Here is a 16,175-nt window from a genome sequence, read left to right as displayed (position 1 = left end):
AAGTGAAACGCGTTAGCGCCGATGGTAGTGTGGGAGGTCCCATGTGAGAGTAGGACATTGCTAGACTCCTATTTAGAGAAGCCCGATTCGAAAGAGTCGGGCTTTTTGCTTTTTGAAATTCACCGTTTCTTTGACGATAACAGCACTTTATTATCATCTGCTCTTGTGTTGTTTGAATAGCCAACATATACATGCGTTTTTCTTTTCGACATTCCGTAATTTCTATTCTTTCTCCTAGTTTATTTAATTTATAGTAAATATAATGTTTTAAATTAGTGACTGCTGTAATGTGGTGTAATAAACTTTTTATATTAATCAATGATATAACTTTATCTGCATTTAGTGCTAAGCAGAGCTAGTTATCACTTGCTGTAAATATCTTGCACATAGGTCATAAGTAATTAACGGATAGCTCTTTAGAGCAGCATATTTGAGGGGTTATTAAGGTAATTATTTCAATTATCGTTATTAACTGATATGGAAGTACAATGTTTAAGATTAAGAATATATTTATAAGTTCGGCGTTAGTGCTAAATACCCTGGTTGCACAAGCAATGGGAGTTGGCAATCATGAATTAATTGATGAGAATATTGCCACTCAGCATGGTTATAATTTGCAGGGGTTACAATGGGTGAGTGGTAATGAGACTATTGGGCTGGATGTTCGCTGGGACTCTAATTTTGTTGATACTCGTTATGCTACAGCAGCAGAAGTAAGTGCCTTGTTAGCCGGAGCAGATCTTAGCGTCATAGATCAAGTGATAGGTAATGGCAGAGAAGTTATTGAGTTGCAGTATGGCGGCTCTGATTTGAAATTAAATGGTGAAAGTAAGTGTACTTTGGATGGTAGCATTAGTTTTTGGGGGTCTTTGTGTACTCTACATGAGAACCAAGGCTTTTCGTTTGATCATATTGATAGCTGGGTTCCCAGCTATCAATATACTGCACAGTTATTGATTGTTAATCCTGATTACGTGAAACCAAGAGAAGCTTGGGAATGGGATGAGTATAGCGAAGTATCACCAGATGACGGCGCCCAATTGGATCTCAGTGGATTAACCTGGATGCGGTTCAAGACAATAGCACACATGTCCTCAAAAGAGATTAAAGAGGCTTTGGCATGGGGGGGATCGTTAAGTGACTGGCGCTGGGCAACTGCGGCTGAGGTGGGAGCTTTGTTGAAGTCCGATCACGATAATGAATTTCAAAACGTTTTTGGCGGTAGTCGCATGACGCTACCTCATACATTGTTTTATGCTGGTTTAGAAGTGAATGCCGCAGAATGTAATCCGCTAGCAGAAGATATTGAGCGTCAGAGCCTGGATACAGGTTGTACGATCGACCTTCATATGGGAGATGTGTCTGGGCAATATTCAACACTTCATAATACTATTAATTTCAGACATTTTTTATTTCTTGGTAACCAAGAGCAATATGCACCAGCCTTAGTGCGCAAATAGTTTTTCTGATTATAAAAGTGCTTTGATATTTGAATCAAAGCACTTTTATAGACTAAGTAGCTTATTTTGCGCATTATAACGATGTATGTGATATATCAGAGAAGCTGCAATAGTTTATTTTGAAGTAGAGGGATGAGAGCCGTATACTTTTCGTTTAACACCCAAGTGGCCAAATATATTTTCTGTAAAAGAGGTGAGATAAAATCCTTCCATATTCCGAGCTTCAATGCTAAAGACAATCGTTGTTTGGATGCTCAATCTAAGGCATTACCGTAGTTAAATCTGTTGGGGAAAATATGCATATTAATTTTCATTATAGGGTAAGAGGGTTGAATTCTTATCTGTGAGGTTATTTATTAACTCAAGAAGATAGGCTGCCCTAGAGCAGCCTTAAGTGCTAATTACAGAATGTTTTGCCATAGGCTAGCAGCGATTGCGGCGCCAGCAACTGGGCCAACTACAGGGATCCAGGCATAGTGCCATTGTGAAGAGCCTTTATCAGCCACCGGAAGGCAAGCATGAGCCAGTCTTGGACCTAAATCCCGGGCAGGGTTAATAGCATAACCTGTTGGCCCCCCGAGGGAAAGTCCTATACCCCATACCAGCATACCGACAAGGTAGGGCACCATACCGGCGGCAAAATCTCCCGAAGTAACGATGGCACCGACACCAAAAATTAAAGCCACGGTTCCTATTATTTCACTGATTAGGTTACCTGGAACATGTGATATTGCCGGTGCGGTGCAAAAGACCGCTAACTTGGCCTCTTGATCTTGGGTTTCTTTCCAGTGGGGTAAATAAGTCAGCCATACCAGAATAGCCCCGGTAAAGCAGCCGGATATTTGTGCCAGAGCTGCGCTGATCACATACGTTAATGAGTCATAGACGCCGAGAAAGTATTTTGCCAGGGTTACCGCTGGATTAATATCCGCCTGAGGGGAGCCACTTGAACTGGCAACAAATACCCCTATCATAACCGCAAATGCCCAGCCGGCAGTAATAGTGATCCAGCCGCCGTTTTCCCCTTTAGATTTTGACAGTACAACATTGGCAACGACACCGCCGCCAAATAAGATCAAAAAAAGGCTCCCTAAAAATTCACCTATTATATATTCCATTAGTTACTCCATTATCCTTAATGATTTAATACTTATAGCGGTGTTATTTTGACCTTACCCGGGAGACAGCATCTTCCCAGCCCTGGTAAAGCTCATCTCTTTCGCTTTTGGGCATTTGTGGACTGAATTGGCGCTGACACTGCCAAAGCTCGCCTATTTGCTCAAGTGAATCGAATAAGCCCACTTGCAGGCCCGCCAGATAAGCTGCTCCTAAGGCCGTGGTTTCCTGGATCACCGGGCGATCGACATTGGCCCCTAAAATATCGGACAGGAACTGTACCAGCCAGTTATTGGCCACCATACCGCCATCTACCCGTAAGGTTGATGGACGCGTTGCGCCGTCATTTTCCATTGCCCGCTTGAGATCTTTGGTTTGATAACACACGGATTGCAGACCGGCACTGACAAATTCGGCTATGCCGGTATCCCGGGTTAATCCAGAAATGGCGCCACGGGCTTGTGGATCCCAGTAGGGAGCACCAAGCCCTGTGAAGGCTGGTACCATGTAGACACCGTGGTTTACCGGGGTATTTTCTGCCAGTTGCTCTGTTTCACTGGCTTTCTGAATGAGTTTGATGCCATCGCGTAACCATTGAATCGCTGCACCGGCAACAAAAATGCTGCCTTCAATGGCATAGGTGACTTTGCCGTTGAGACGGTAGGCAACGGTCGTTAATAACCTGTTGTTAGACTTTAATGCCTGATCACCGGTATTGAGCATCATAAAACAGCCGGTGCCGTAGGTACTTTTTACCATGCCTTCTTGAAAACAGGCCTGGCCAACCAGGGCAGCCTGTTGATCGCCGGCCATGCCGCTAATGGCTATTTCGCCGCCGAGCAAACTGGTTTCGGTGATGCCGAAGTCGGCACTTGAGTCGAGTACTTGCGGTAATACACTCTCGGGTATGGTTAGCCGGTCCAGCAAGCCGGTATCCCACTCCTGGTTGTGGATATTAAACATCAGGGTGCGCGAGGCATTGGTGGCATCTGTTTTGTGGCTTTTTCCGCCGGTTAGCCGCCATAGCAAAAAGGTATCTATGGTACCGAAAGCAAGCTCGCCTTTGTCTGCTCGGGTCCGTGCGCCGCTGACGTTATCCAGGATCCATTTGAGTTTAGTGCCGGAAAAATACGGGTCGATTAATAAGCCGGTTTTATCACTGAATTCCTGTTCCAGATCTTGGTCAATTAACGTGCTGCAATAATCAGCGGTGCGGCGGTCTTGCCAGACGATGGCATTATAGACAGGCTCGCCGGTTTTTTTATCCCATACCAGGGTGGTTTCCCTTTGATTGGTGATCCCTATGGTGGCGATATCGGCGGCACTGAGCTGCTTTTCAGCCATGGCCTGGCGGCAAGTCTCTATGGTCGTTTGCCAAATTTCTTCCGGGTCATGCTCTACCCAACCGTTGTTCGGGTAATACTGTTTGAATTCCTTTTGTGCGCTGCTGATGATAGCTCCCGAGGCATCAAAAATGATCGCCCGTGAGCTGGTGGTACCTTGGTCGATAGACAAGATATAGCTAGACATAATAACGACTCCCCTTTTGCTGTGCCCCTGGCCCAGCAAGATTTTTCTGCTAATGATCAGGAAAAACTTCATCCTTGAGATATTCGATATTAAACAAATATTTTCTTTTGTGAAGGTTAAAGCTTCAATAAAGTACAAATGTGTTGCTTTTTGAATCTTATTGGCTTGATATTGCCTAAGATTTTATTTGTAAGTTCGTAAAGTTCCGCATTTTCCTTTCTGGTGTTATAGTGACGAAAATATTATCTATTTGGTGCAACTATAGCGGAGTTCAGGAAAAATGGGGCAGGTTAGCCGGCAGGCGAAAATTGTTGAAATGGTTAAAGAGCAGGGCTTTGTGACTATTGAGCATTTTGTTAATTTTTTTAAAGTTACTCCGCAAACCATCCGGCGGGATCTTAACCAGCTGGCTGAGCAAAACCAGATACGTCGCCATCACGGTGGCGCCGGTTTAGACTCCAGTACCGAAAATACTTCTTATAATACCCGCAAGATTTCCCAGCTGGAAGAAAAGCAGCGTATCGCCCAGGCAGTGGTAAGCCATATTCCGGATCATGCATCGCTGTTTATCAATATCGGTACTACCACAGAAACTATCGCCAGGGCGCTGCTTAATCACCAGGGACTACAGGTGGTGACCAATAATCTTAATGTCGCTTCAATCCTGAGCAATAAAGAAGATTTTAATGTCATTATTGCCGGTGGCATGGTCAGGAGCCGGGATGGCGGTATTGTCGGTGAGGCGACACGGGATTTTATCGGCCAGTTTAAGATGGATTACGGCATTATCGGTATTAGCGGCATAGATGGCGATGGTTCTTTGTTGGACTTTGATTATCAGGAAGTGCGTATTGCCCAGGCGATTATGGAAAACTCCCGTAATGTTTTCCTCGCCGCCGACCATACGAAATTCGGCCGCAGTGCCATGGTGCGTTTAGGGAATATCAAACAGGCGGACAGATTATTTACCGATCGTAAACCGGTAAAAAATATTCTTAATATCCTGAATGAGCATAATGTCTGTTTAGATGTTAGCGGCTAGGTGACTTCCTTTTTAAATAAAAAGGCCAGAGACATCTCTTATGTCCCTGGCCTATTTCTTTTCCCGCGATAAAACTGTCTGAGTTTTAGTTGACATGTCTTAAAAATACCAACTGAAAAGTTCGTAATGTAACATTTGTGTTCGAAAATGTTCGTTTGTGCTTGCTTGTCGGGTATTTTCTTGTATATATTATGAACTGTGTTCGGGCTCGAAGATAAAATTACAGCAGTTTGCCAGTTTTCAAGGTAACAGGTTTTGAAAGGCGGCGGCGATTTTTATTCGAGAGTTTTCACCCGTGAAAGCTTTATCAGTTATAAGGGGAATAAGATGGCAAATTTAATACAAGGGACTGTAGATTTGTTAATCGTTGGCGGCGGCATCAATGGCGCAGGTATCGCAGCAGATGCGGCCGGGCGTAATTTATCCGTTATTTTATGTGAACAGCATGATCTGGCGGGGGCTACTTCGTCGGCCAGCAGCAAGCTGATCCATGGCGGCCTGCGCTATTTAGAGCACTATGAATTCCGCCTAGTACGTGAAGCCCTGGCAGAAAGGGAAGTTATGCTGAAAAAAGCCCCCCATATTATTTCACCTCTGCGTTTTTGTCTGCCCCATCAGCCCCATTTAAGACCTGCCTGGATGATACGTGCCGGTTTATTCCTTTACGATCATCTGGGTAAAAGGGAAACGCTGCCAGGTTCTAAATCCGTGAGCTTTTCTCCTGAACAAGCGCTTAAAGAGCACATTACCCGGGGGTTTGAGTACTCCGACTGCTGGGTGGATGATGCCCGTCTGGTGGTACTCAACGCCATCAGTGCCCGGGAAAACGGCGCTAGTGTTTTAAACCGAACCCGGTGTATTCAGGCCAAGCGGGTGGGAGGTATTTGGCATGTCACCCTTGAACATGTCATGAGTAAACAGAGGACTTTAGTCCATGCCCGTGCCCTGGTGAATGCCGCGGGTCCCTGGGTTGGTTCATTTATAGAAAGTGCCCTTAAGCTGACTCCGGTGCGCAAGACCCGGCTGATTAAGGGCAGCCATATTATCGTGCCGAAAATTTATCCGCAAAATCAGGCTTATATTCTACAAAATGAAGATCAACGTATCGTTTTCGTTATTCCTTATCAACAGGACTTTTCCCTGATAGGCACCACAGATGTCGATTTTTCCGGTGATCCGGCCAAGGTGGCGATCACGGCAGAAGAAAGGGAGTACCTGATTGATGTGGTTAACCGTTACTTTAAGTCTCAGGTAGCGGAAAAAGATGTGGTAGCAAGTTATGCCGGGGTGCGTCCGTTATGCGATGATGAGTCTAACAGTCCATCGGCCATTACCCGGGATTATACCCTGGAAGTGGAAGAACACTTGGGAACCGCACCTTTACTTTCCGTGTTTGGCGGTAAAATCACCACCTACCGAAAACTGGCGGAAACGGCTTTAGCTAAATTGGCACCCTATTTTGATGAAATGGCGCCGCCCTGGACAGAGAAAGTCAGTTTGCCCGGTGCCGATTTTAACCGCAGCAGCAAAAATTATGCACTTGGCTTTAGCGCGGCTTTTTCCCAGGAGTTAAAGCAGAGGTATCCCTGGCTCCCCCCTGAGCTGATCTGCCGCTATTGCCGAACTTATGGCAGTTTATGCTTGCTGTTTTTACGCCAGGCAACGGCTCTGGAGCAGTTAGGACAAGACTTTGGCGCCGGTTTATATGCGGCTGAAGTCGATTATCTGATCACCAAAGAATGGGCCTATAGCTGCGAAGATATTTTATGGCGCCGTACCAAGCTGGGTTTGTATCTAACCCCTGCCCAAGTTCAGAGTCTTTCTGATTACCTGGATACGCAGGAATGTCGAAAGGTCTCGGCATAACCTTAAATAAGCAAACCTTGTTTGTTCATATCATTATTATTATCGCCGCCAGGGCTATGGCGGAAAAATAACCTGAAAGGATCACAGCCGGCGGGCGTCGGCTTTTTTGAAAACACCATGGAGAGGCATCAAAATGAGAAAAAAATACCACAGATTTAATAGGTTAACGGGCAGTATCACAAAAGCCCTGGGGCTGACGTTTTTGCTTACCGGTTCAAATATGAGTTTTGCCGGACAGGAAGTGCTGAGTAAAGCCGATCAGTTTTTTGATAAGGTTGCCATTTCAGGTTACCTGTCTCAGGGGATCCAGTCGGTTGAAGCCGATGACGGGGCTTTTGATCTTGAAGATAGCAATATGTCGGCAGGCTTTAACCGTTTCCGCTACGCTTTGGGCTTTGATATCGAGCTTAATGATCAGGTAACGGCTTTTGTTGAACTCAGTGAAGAGCCCAATGATTTTGGCGTCGACTATACCCCGCATGTTGATCTGGCGTTGATAAATGTTGCCCTGAATGAGCAGCTGACGGTGCAGCTCGGCACTATTGTCACGGTTTTATTTAATTTTCGCGGTTATTCTGATGGTGCCGTGGTACAGGGGAATCCGTTGATAGGTAATTCGCCCGCCGATATGGTAACCGCTGCAGAGGGTATGAAATTAATCGGTAATTACGGTGATTTCCACTGGGATCTGGGTGTTAGCAGTTCGGACTTTGGCGAGTCTTTTGGCGGTGACCGGGGGTTAACTTACCTGGCGCGCGGCTCATATGATTTTAATGAGTACTTTTCCCTCGGCTTTGGTTTGGCATCTTCCCGTCATGGAGATCAGGTGAGAAACGGCTCTTCCGATATTATCCGGGCCGGTTTATATCAGGGGGATGGCGATAATTATCGTTTTCGCAGCTCAGATACCGGGGGGATCCGCAATACCCATGCCGGTGTCATCCCCGGTCTGGACAGCACGGCTTTGCATATCGACGGTCAGTATCAGACGGAGCAAACTACTATTCGTTTGTGGGCGGGACAGGTTAAGGATGACTTCAGCTTTGCCGACAGTAATGGCCTGGCAACGGTCGCCAGCCTGTCACAGGGGTTTATTGAGCAGGAAAGTGAAATGCGCTTTATCGGGCTGGAGGCGAGCTATTATTTTACCGAAAAGTTTTATGCCGCCAGCCGTTATGTTCTAGTGGAAAATAAAGCCGAAGGTGTCCGCCGCGACGAGCAGCTTTCCCGCTCTCAGTTGGGGATCGGTTATTTCTACCGGGATAATATGTTAATAAAAGCCGAGCTGGTAAATCAGATGGAGCAGGAAAACTCGGCCGGACAAATAGGTGATGACTGGCAAGGGGTTATGATGGAAATGTCCTTTATTTTTTAACAGGTATTAAGTTTAGCGCCTCAAAAGTTAATCTTGATAAAAGTAAATGCCCCGTCCTGCTCGGGGCATTTACTTAAGTTATTGTCGTCCCTGAGCCAGATCTGCCAAGTTCCGAACGCTGAAATACTGTCATTCTTCAAATGAAATCAGGTGGATATCCAAGATTTTTTATCTGCCCTTTTGTTAATCAAAAATACCGCTATCTGCCACATCAATGGACATTATCCCGCTTGCTGTATATTCTTAACCCTGAGCTGGCAGCTTTATTCGTGCCTTATTTTTGTATTGTTTAAGTAAACAACTTGTATTGATTGAAACAAACTTGCCCGGGATCTGGTCTTTACTATCAAGTTTTAATCTCAGAAGGAACTTAATATTGAATGTTAACTTTCGCCAATTCTTGTTGTTAGCCTTTGCCTTGTTATCGCTGCCTTTGCATGCGCTGTCGCTTAAGGTGCAAGTGGTGGATCCTGCAGATAAGCCGCTGGAAAATATGGTGGTTTACCTTGAACCTCTTGAGGGGCAACAGCAAGGGAAAACCACTAAAACAGTCGATATTGGCCAAGTCAATAAAACCTTCACCCCTTATATCAGTGTGATCCAGTCGGGCGATGCCGTGCGTTTTTATAACCAGGATGATATTACCCATCATATTTATTCCGTTACCGGCAGCCATAAATTTTCCATTAAAATCCGCTCAGGACAAGAAATGCTTAAGCAAGACTTTGCCCAAACTGGTGAAGTGGTGATGGGCTGTAATATTCATGACTGGATGAGCGGTTATTTGCTGGTGTTAGACACCCCTTATTTTGATAAAACCAATAGCGGGGGACTGCTGACTTTGGATGTGGCTGAGCCCGGCCAATATCGGCTCACCGCCTGGCATCCGCAAATGCAGGAAAAAGATAACCGTCTGGTGCAAACGTTTACCCTGTTGGAAGATAAGTCAATAATACTCAAGTTAAACCAGGCGATGGCGGAAATACCGCAGCAACAAAGTGATGATGATTTTTACTTTCTATCAGAATATTAAGGATTTAGTATTTAAATGAAGAGTTTGCAGAATAAGATATTTTTGTTTTTTGTCTTGTTATTGCTGGTGGTGCAGGCCATAGCCCTATCCACCCTGATAGCGGGTAAGAATAATCAGGAGCTGCTGCAAATCAATAACCGGCTGACCACAGCGAAAACTATTTTTAGTGAGCTGTTTGACAGCCGCAGCGAATATCTGGCGGCTTTTGCGGAAACCGCCGCCAAAGATTACGGCATCAAGCAGGTCTTTCATGACGATACCCGCAGTTTGCTGGTGGCCATGAATAATCACAGGAAACGCATTAATGCCGATATTGCCATGGCCATTGCCGCAGATAACACTATCACGGGTCAGTTACTACTTACCAGGGAGCAGGATGAGCAGCGCAAGGTGCGCCAGGGACCGGAAAAAGGTGAGTTATTTCGCTTCAGTGACTGGTTAGACAGTCAGCAGCAGTCGCATTTATATCTGCTTGGTGATGCTGTTTACCAGTTGAGTTTATCGCCGTTAACCGTAGGAGCAAAAACCATAGGCTGGCTGGCTTTTGGTTTTGAAATCGATCAGCGATTGGCACTGGAGTTTATGGGTATCACCGGCCTGGCAACCGACTTTATTTTAAAGGAAGGCGAAAACTGGCGCATGGTGGCGTCCTCCAATCCCGAGGCCGACCTGGCTTTTGCCAGAAACATCGTCCAGGGGTTTACCCCGGACACCTATATCGGCGTGGGACATTTAATTACCGATCATGACCAACAGGTGTTCGGTGTGGCCATGTATGGTTTACGCGCCGATTTTGTCGAAGTATTGCAAAAGCAATGGTTGCAGTTGTTGATGTTGGCGGTGATCACTCTGTTATTATCTTTAGCCGGCGCCTACCTGATTGCCGGCTCGATCACTAAGCCGATCACCCGTTTGGTGGAGCAGGCGAAAAAAGTGGCCAGCGGCGATTACCATCAAACAATAAAACTTGATGATCAAAATGAATTGGGCCAGCTGGCGGATGAATTTAATGTCATGCAAAGCGCAGTATTGAGCCGGGAGCAGGCCATTACCCACAGGGCAAACCATGATCCCCTGACCGACCTGCCCAACCGCAATATGCTTAAGCTGACCTTGAACCACCTGACAAAACATCAGAAAAAATTTGCCTTGTTACACCTTAATATCAGCCGGTTAAAAGATGTTAATGATGCTCTGGGTCATGATGTCGGCGACCGGGTGATCACAGAAACCGCCAACCGTTTATGGCAATTGCCCGACTTTCAATTGATCTGTCACCTCGGTGGTGATGAGTTTATGTTGGTAGTGGAATTGACGCCTGATATTGTGCTCGACTTCCTGGTGAACAAGGTGCAGCTGGCGTTAGAGCCGAATTTTGATTATCAGGGCATCAGTTTGCAGCTACAGGTCAGGATGGGGATTGCCTTGTCTCCGGAGCATAGCAGTGAAACCAAAACCCTATTGCAGATGGCTGATACCGCCCTGCACTATACCCGTAAAGCCCGGCAGCAGCTGCAGGTATATCATGCCGATCTGGATGTAAACAGCGTTGAACGGTTAAGCTTGATCAATGATCTGAAAAAAGCCATCACCAGCGGTCAGCTTGAGCTTTTTTATCAGCCGAAAATCAACCTTAAATCGAATGAAGTCACCCATGTCGAAGCTCTGGTACGCTGGCAGCACCCTAACTTAGGCATGGTGCCGCCGGATAATTTTATTTATATTGCCGAGCAAACCGGGCAAATTAATGCTTTAACCCAATGGGTATTTTCCACCGCCCTGGCTCAATATAAAAATTGGTGCGCTTTGGGGATCACCTTAAACATTGCCGTAAATATTTCTGCGGAAAACCTCAAAGACGATGACTTTTATAGTTTTGTTTGTCAGGCTTTAGCCGCCTATCAGGTACCGGCAGAAAATGTCACCCTGGAAGTTACCGAAAGTGCGGTGGTGGAAGACCCTGAATCGGCTATTGCTCTGCTCAGTAAATTTAAGGGGCAGGGCATGCGTATCTCGATAGATGATTACGGCACCGGTTATTCTTCCCTGGCCCAGTTAAAGCAACTGCCGGTACATGAATTAAAAATAGATAAATCTTTTGTCCAGAAACTTAAAGATGATGAAGATGATCAGATCATAGTGCGCTCGACCATAGAGCTGGCCCACAATATGGGACTGAGTGTCGTCGCCGAAGGCATAGAAGATGATTATGCCAAATGCTGGCTGGCGAAGCATAAATGCGAGTTAGGGCAAGGTTATTTTATCAGCAGGCCGAAATCAGCGCTGGAACTTACCACCTGGTTACAAGAACAAAAAATTATTGCCGGAGAAAAGGAAGCCTTATGATCAAAATATTAGGGATTACGCTCGGGATTTTAAGCGCAGGGAGCGCACTGGCTGTTGAAACCGAGTGGCACGGTTTAGCGGATTTCAGGTTTGGCAGTGCAGACACCCTGGACAGTTATATTGACGGCGGCATGGGAAAATTTGGTCAAAGTGACGGCCAGCAAGTTTCTTTGTCGCAACTGGGAGCCGAGTTAGCCCTGAACTGGGATTCGGGGATCAGCGGTCATGTTGTGGCTAATGCCTATTTAGATGAAGAAGAAAGCGGTATCGGCCTGACCGAAGCCTACCTGAAATACCGAAGTTTACCCAATGCCTCAGGATACCGCTGGCAAAGCAAGGCGGGAATTTTCTATCCCTCGATTTCACTGGAAAATAATGCTTTTGCCTGGGCCAGTAAAAATACTTTAAATTCCTCGACCCTGAATACCTGGCTGGGGGAAGAAATCCGGGTACTGGGGGCTGAATTTATGCTGAACCGGTTGGGGAAAATACATAATTCAAAGCATGACTTTTCCCTGTCCGGCGCCATATTTGGCAATAACGATCCCGCCGGTGCCATGCTCGCCTGGCACGGCTGGACCATGAGCAGCCGCCAGACCTTATGGACCGAACGCCGCCCGCTACCGGATTTTGAAGCCAGCAGGCCGGGCAATATGCTCAGCCACCAGGCGAAAGAGTCAGATCCTTTTATCGAGCTGGACGATCGTTTGGGCTTTCATGTCAAAGCAAGGTGGAAATACCGCGGTAAGGGAGAGTTATCATCCGGTTATTATGATAATAACGGCCAACCTTATATCGTCAAAAAAGGCCAGTATGCCTGGAAAACGAGGTTTTACCATCTCGGTGGCAAGTGGCGCCTGGCTAAGGGGCTGGAGCTCAGTGGTCAGTATCTTAACGGCGCTACCCTGATGCAGAGCCCGAATAAGGAGGATGTGGTCAATAATGATTATGCCAGCGGTTATCTGGCGCTGACCAAAAAGTGGCGGCAACATCAGCTGACGCTGCGGGGAGAAGAGTTTTCGGTAACGGATAACGATAATACCCCGGGGGATAACAATACCGAATACGGTAAAGCCATGACGGTTAACTACCGTTATCACTATGTCAAAAACTGGTTTTTTTCCGGGGAATTTAACTGGATAGACAGTGAGCGCCCGGCGCGGCGTTATATAGGCCAGCCGGTTGAGCTTACCGAGCGTCAGTTGCAGTTTTCTGCCCGTTATTTCTTTTAGGGTTAGCGCCTCGATAGCGCTATGCTCTTCCCTGAGCACAGGGCCAGGAGTTTATTGTTCGGGCTTGTTTGCCGTTTGATTTTTTACCGCCTTATAGTAGCGGATCAACTCGGCGGTCGAACTGTCATGGCCGGCATCTTCTTCGTTTGACTCCAGCTCATGCTGAATTTTACTGGCCAGGCCTTTACCCAGCTCAACCCCCCATTGATCAAAGGAGCAGATTTGTAAAATGATGCCCTGAACAAAAATCTTATGCTCGTACAGGGCGATCAGTGAGCCCAGGGTTTTCGGGGTGATGCGCTTCATTAAAATGGTATTGGTTGGACGGTTGCCTTTATGCACCTTGTGCGGGGCTACCTTATCGATATAGTCCTGCTGTCGGCCTTTGGCGTGTAAATCTGCCCGGACTTGCCTTTCATCAACCCCGCACATCAAAGCCTGGGTCTGGGCAAAAAAGTTGGCCATCAGGGTTTCATGGTGGCCCTTGACCGGGGTATTGCTTGCCACCGAGCCGATAAAGTCTGCCGGTACCACATTATTGCTTTGATGCAGGTACTGATAAAAAGCATGCTGGCCGTTAATGCCGAGCTCACCCCAGATGGAGGGCACGGTTGGGTAATTTATCTCTTCCCCGTGCCAGCTGACCGACTTGCCGTTACTTTCCATTTCCGCCTGTTGCAGGTAGGCGCTGAGCATATGCAGCGATTGATCATAAGGCAAAATCGCCTGCGACTGGGCTCCTAAAAAGGTGCAGTTCCAGATACTGAGCAGGGCTAACATCACAGGGGCATTGTGTTCCAGCGGCGCCTGTTGGAAATGCTGATCCATTTCATGGCCGCCTTCGAGTAATTCAAGAAATTTGTCAAAGCCCAGATCCAGGGCGATGGGCAAGCCGATGGCAGACCAGAGGGAAAAGCGTCCGCCAACCCAATCCCACATTTCAAAGATATTCTCCCGGGCAATGCCAAACTTAGCGGCATTTTCCTGGTTGGTGGTCACTGCGATGAAATGTTTGGCAACCGCCTGCTCATCAAAAGAAGCGGATACCAGCCATTTCAGGGCGGTAGCGGCGTTAGTCATGGTTTCTGTGGTGGTAAAGGTTTTACTGGAGAGTATAAACAAGACCTTTTCCGGATTAAGCGGTCGCAGTACTTCGGCAATCTGGGCGCCGTCGACGTTGGAAACATAATGGACATTTAAACTGTTGTCACTATATTGTTTCAGGGCTTCGGTAACGGTTTGCGGTCCCAGGTTTGAGCCGCCGACCCCGATATTGACGACATCGGTAATGCGTTTGCCTGAATAACCTTTCCAGTGGCCCTGGCGAACTTGGTCGCTGAAGTTTTTCATTTTGTCCAGGGTCTGTTCGACCCGGTCAGTAATGTTTTCCCCTTCAAGGTTCAGTGCTATTTTGCTGCGGTTGCGCAATGCGGTATGCAACACCGCCCTGTCTTCGGTGCGGTTAATTCGTTCACCGGCAAACATTTTTTTGCGCCAGCGGGGAATGTCACAGTCACGTGCCAGGGTCAGCAGCTGAGCCATGGTTTGCTCGGTGATCAGATTTTTCGAATAATCGAGCAATAATGAAGGCAGCTGAATGGAAAATTTATTAAAACGCTGGCTATCAGCGGCAAAAAGATCATTCATATGTTGTTGTTTCATTTGCAGCGCATGGGCAGACAAGGCCTGCCAGCTGGCAAGGGAAGTTCTTGCGGTCATTGAAAATCCTCGGGATTAGCTCTGGTCGGTTGGGTATCCGGGTATTATCTAAGCGAAAGCTTGAGCATACCCGGGTAATATGATGTTTATATGATCGCAGCCGGGGTTTACTTAACGCCGGCCGGACAATTTCAGCTGCTTTGGCCTTAGCCGTGCTCGGCTTCGAGCAGCACTTCCTGGGTGGGTTTTTTCAGCAGGTTAAAGGCCATCATTAAAAATAACATCCCGGCAAAACCCGTGGCCAGGTAAAAGCCGTATTTGACATCGCCGAACAGGTCGCTGACTGCTCCCATGGCGAGCGGACCCAGGGCGGCGGCGACGGCAGTAAAAAATAAAATGACTCCGGCGACAGCACCGTGTTCGGATTTTTTAAAGCAGCTGATGCCTTTTGAATTCAGGGTCGGGTAGATCATTGACATAAATAACCCGGATAATGGCAGCAGGAATACGGCTACCTGGATACCGTAAATCATACTGAAAAAGTAACAGCAAAAGATAGCCAGGCTGGTGACAAACATCACCTGCATCCAGTTAAATTTGCTCAGGACCCAGGCCCCTAAAAACCGTCCAAAGGCGCGAAAAACAAAGAAGATGGTTAAGGCATAGGTAGCCAGCCACACCATATCCCCCTGGTAATCGCGCAGCAGGGTCGGCATCCAGACATAAATGGCGACTTCGGTGATCACATATAAGGCAATGGCGGAGGAAAACCCCAGGGCATAAGGGTTTTTCATCATGTGCAGGGTGCGTTTTAAGGTGATTTCTTCACTGTGATCTTTTTTCATGGCGGGGTAATTGGTTTTCCATGCCAACAGGCACAGGGCCGCACATAAGATGCCGGCGATCACATACAGGTATTTCCAGGCAAAACCGCTGACCAGCAGGTAGCTGACGATGGCCGGCCCGATAATGGCGCCGACGCCAAAAAAGCCTTCCACGGTATTCATGGTGGTGGTGTGTTCTTTACCCGAGGCGGAAATATCGCCGATCAGCGCCAGGGCGCCGGTTTTAAAGAAACCTATGGCGCAGCCCGAGCACACCATCAGGGTGAGGAAAAACCAGAAGGAATCACCTACGGCAAATAAAAAGCTGGTGACGGAGAAAATGATCAACCCGAGAATAATGGTTGTCTTGCGGCCGAGTTTGTCGGCAAGAAAACCCAGCAACAGGCCACTAAGGGCGATGGCGATCATGGGCACATAATGAAAGGCGCTGGCAGCAGTTAAGCTGAGATCATAGGCGGTAATGATCTCCGGAATGATGACGCCAACCGCATCTGTGGTCATGGCAAACATCATAAACATCATATAAGTTAACCATTTAATGCGTTGCATTTGCTGGTGGTCGATAGGGTTTGTTGCATTCATCATAAAAAACCTTTCTGTTGTTTTCATCCTGCTAAGCTCATCTGGTATCTAGACAGGTTATCAGGCGTATTAGCGTATTTGGAAATAAA

12 protein-coding genes are annotated in these 16,175 nt (G+C 47.0%); 7 read left to right on the top strand and 5 right to left on the bottom strand.

The genetic code is table 11. From position 1 onward, the window contains the following. On the bottom strand, window positions 1-319 hold a 319-nt coding region (locus QL234_RS30600; RefSeq protein WP_281561520.1), incomplete at its 3' end, for a hypothetical protein. A 169-nt stretch (window positions 320-488) separates the two neighbouring features. On the opposite strand from QL234_RS30600, the gene QL234_RS30595 reads away from it, so the two are divergent. Further along, window positions 489-1,460, top strand: a complete 972-nt coding sequence (locus QL234_RS30595; protein WP_281561519.1) for a hypothetical protein — start codon at window positions 489-491, stop codon at window positions 1,458-1,460. Window positions 1,461-1,861: 401 nt separating this feature from the next. Here QL234_RS30595 and QL234_RS30590 read toward each other — a convergent pair whose 3' ends face one another. Further along, the gene (locus tag QL234_RS30590; protein ID WP_281561518.1) at window positions 1,862-2,578 is read right to left on the bottom strand and encodes an MIP/aquaporin family protein; all 717 of its coding nucleotides are present in this window, start codon (window positions 2,576-2,578) and stop codon (window positions 1,862-1,864) included. 43 nt (window positions 2,579-2,621) lie between these two features. Then, window positions 2,622-4,106: a glycerol kinase GlpK gene (gene glpK / locus QL234_RS30585; protein ID WP_281561517.1), complete on the bottom strand. Its 1,485-nt coding sequence runs from the start codon at window positions 4,104-4,106 to the stop codon at window positions 2,622-2,624. Between the two features lie 280 nt (window positions 4,107-4,386). On the opposite strand from glpK, the gene QL234_RS30580 reads away from it, so the two are divergent. The 6 genes from QL234_RS30580 to QL234_RS30555 all read left to right on the top strand — a co-directional run bounded on the left by QL234_RS30580 (window position 4,387) and on the right by QL234_RS30555 (window position 13,000). Then, window positions 4,387-5,148: a DeoR/GlpR family transcriptional regulator gene (locus QL234_RS30580; RefSeq protein ID WP_281561516.1), complete on the top strand. Its 762-nt coding sequence runs from the start codon at window positions 4,387-4,389 to the stop codon at window positions 5,146-5,148. Window positions 5,149-5,475: 327 nt separating this feature from the next. Then, window positions 5,476-7,014: a glycerol-3-phosphate dehydrogenase gene (gene glpD / locus QL234_RS30575; RefSeq protein ID WP_281561515.1), complete on the top strand. Its 1,539-nt coding sequence runs from the start codon at window positions 5,476-5,478 to the stop codon at window positions 7,012-7,014. 133 nt (window positions 7,015-7,147) lie between these two features. Continuing rightward, window positions 7,148-8,389: a hypothetical protein gene (locus tag QL234_RS30570; protein WP_281561514.1), complete on the top strand. Its 1,242-nt coding sequence runs from the start codon at window positions 7,148-7,150 to the stop codon at window positions 8,387-8,389. Between the two features lie 376 nt (window positions 8,390-8,765). Beyond that, window positions 8,766-9,422: a hypothetical protein gene (locus tag QL234_RS30565; protein WP_281561513.1), complete on the top strand. Its 657-nt coding sequence runs from the start codon at window positions 8,766-8,768 to the stop codon at window positions 9,420-9,422. Window positions 9,423-9,437: 15 nt separating this feature from the next. Beyond that, entirely contained in the window at window positions 9,438-11,768 is a 2,331-nt protein-coding gene (locus tag QL234_RS30560; RefSeq protein WP_281561512.1) for a GGDEF domain-containing phosphodiesterase, read from the top strand. Then, entirely contained in the window at window positions 11,765-13,000 is a 1,236-nt protein-coding gene (locus tag QL234_RS30555) for a hypothetical protein (protein WP_281561511.1), read from the top strand. The genes QL234_RS30560 and QL234_RS30555 overlap by 4 nt, the downstream gene beginning before the upstream one ends. Window positions 13,001-13,051: 51 nt before the next feature. Here QL234_RS30555 and pgi read toward each other — a convergent pair whose 3' ends face one another. Both pgi and QL234_RS30545 read right to left on the bottom strand, forming a co-directional pair. Next, a complete protein-coding gene (gene pgi / locus QL234_RS30550; RefSeq protein ID WP_281561510.1) occupies window positions 13,052-14,719 on the bottom strand; it encodes a glucose-6-phosphate isomerase in 1,668 nt (555 codons plus the stop codon). A gap of 146 nt (window positions 14,720-14,865) precedes the next feature. Next, window positions 14,866-16,089: an MFS transporter gene (locus QL234_RS30545; protein WP_281561509.1), complete on the bottom strand. Its 1,224-nt coding sequence runs from the start codon at window positions 16,087-16,089 to the stop codon at window positions 14,866-14,868. Between the last annotated feature and the right edge of the window lie 86 nt (window positions 16,090-16,175).

It is taken from the genome of Thalassomonas sp. RHCl1 (genome assembly GCF_947387555.1).
Taxonomy (GTDB): Bacteria; Pseudomonadota; Gammaproteobacteria; order Enterobacterales; family Alteromonadaceae; genus Thalassomonas.
The sequence above is the reverse complement of the archived record's forward strand: the minus strand, read 5'-3'. Positions and strand labels throughout refer to the sequence as shown.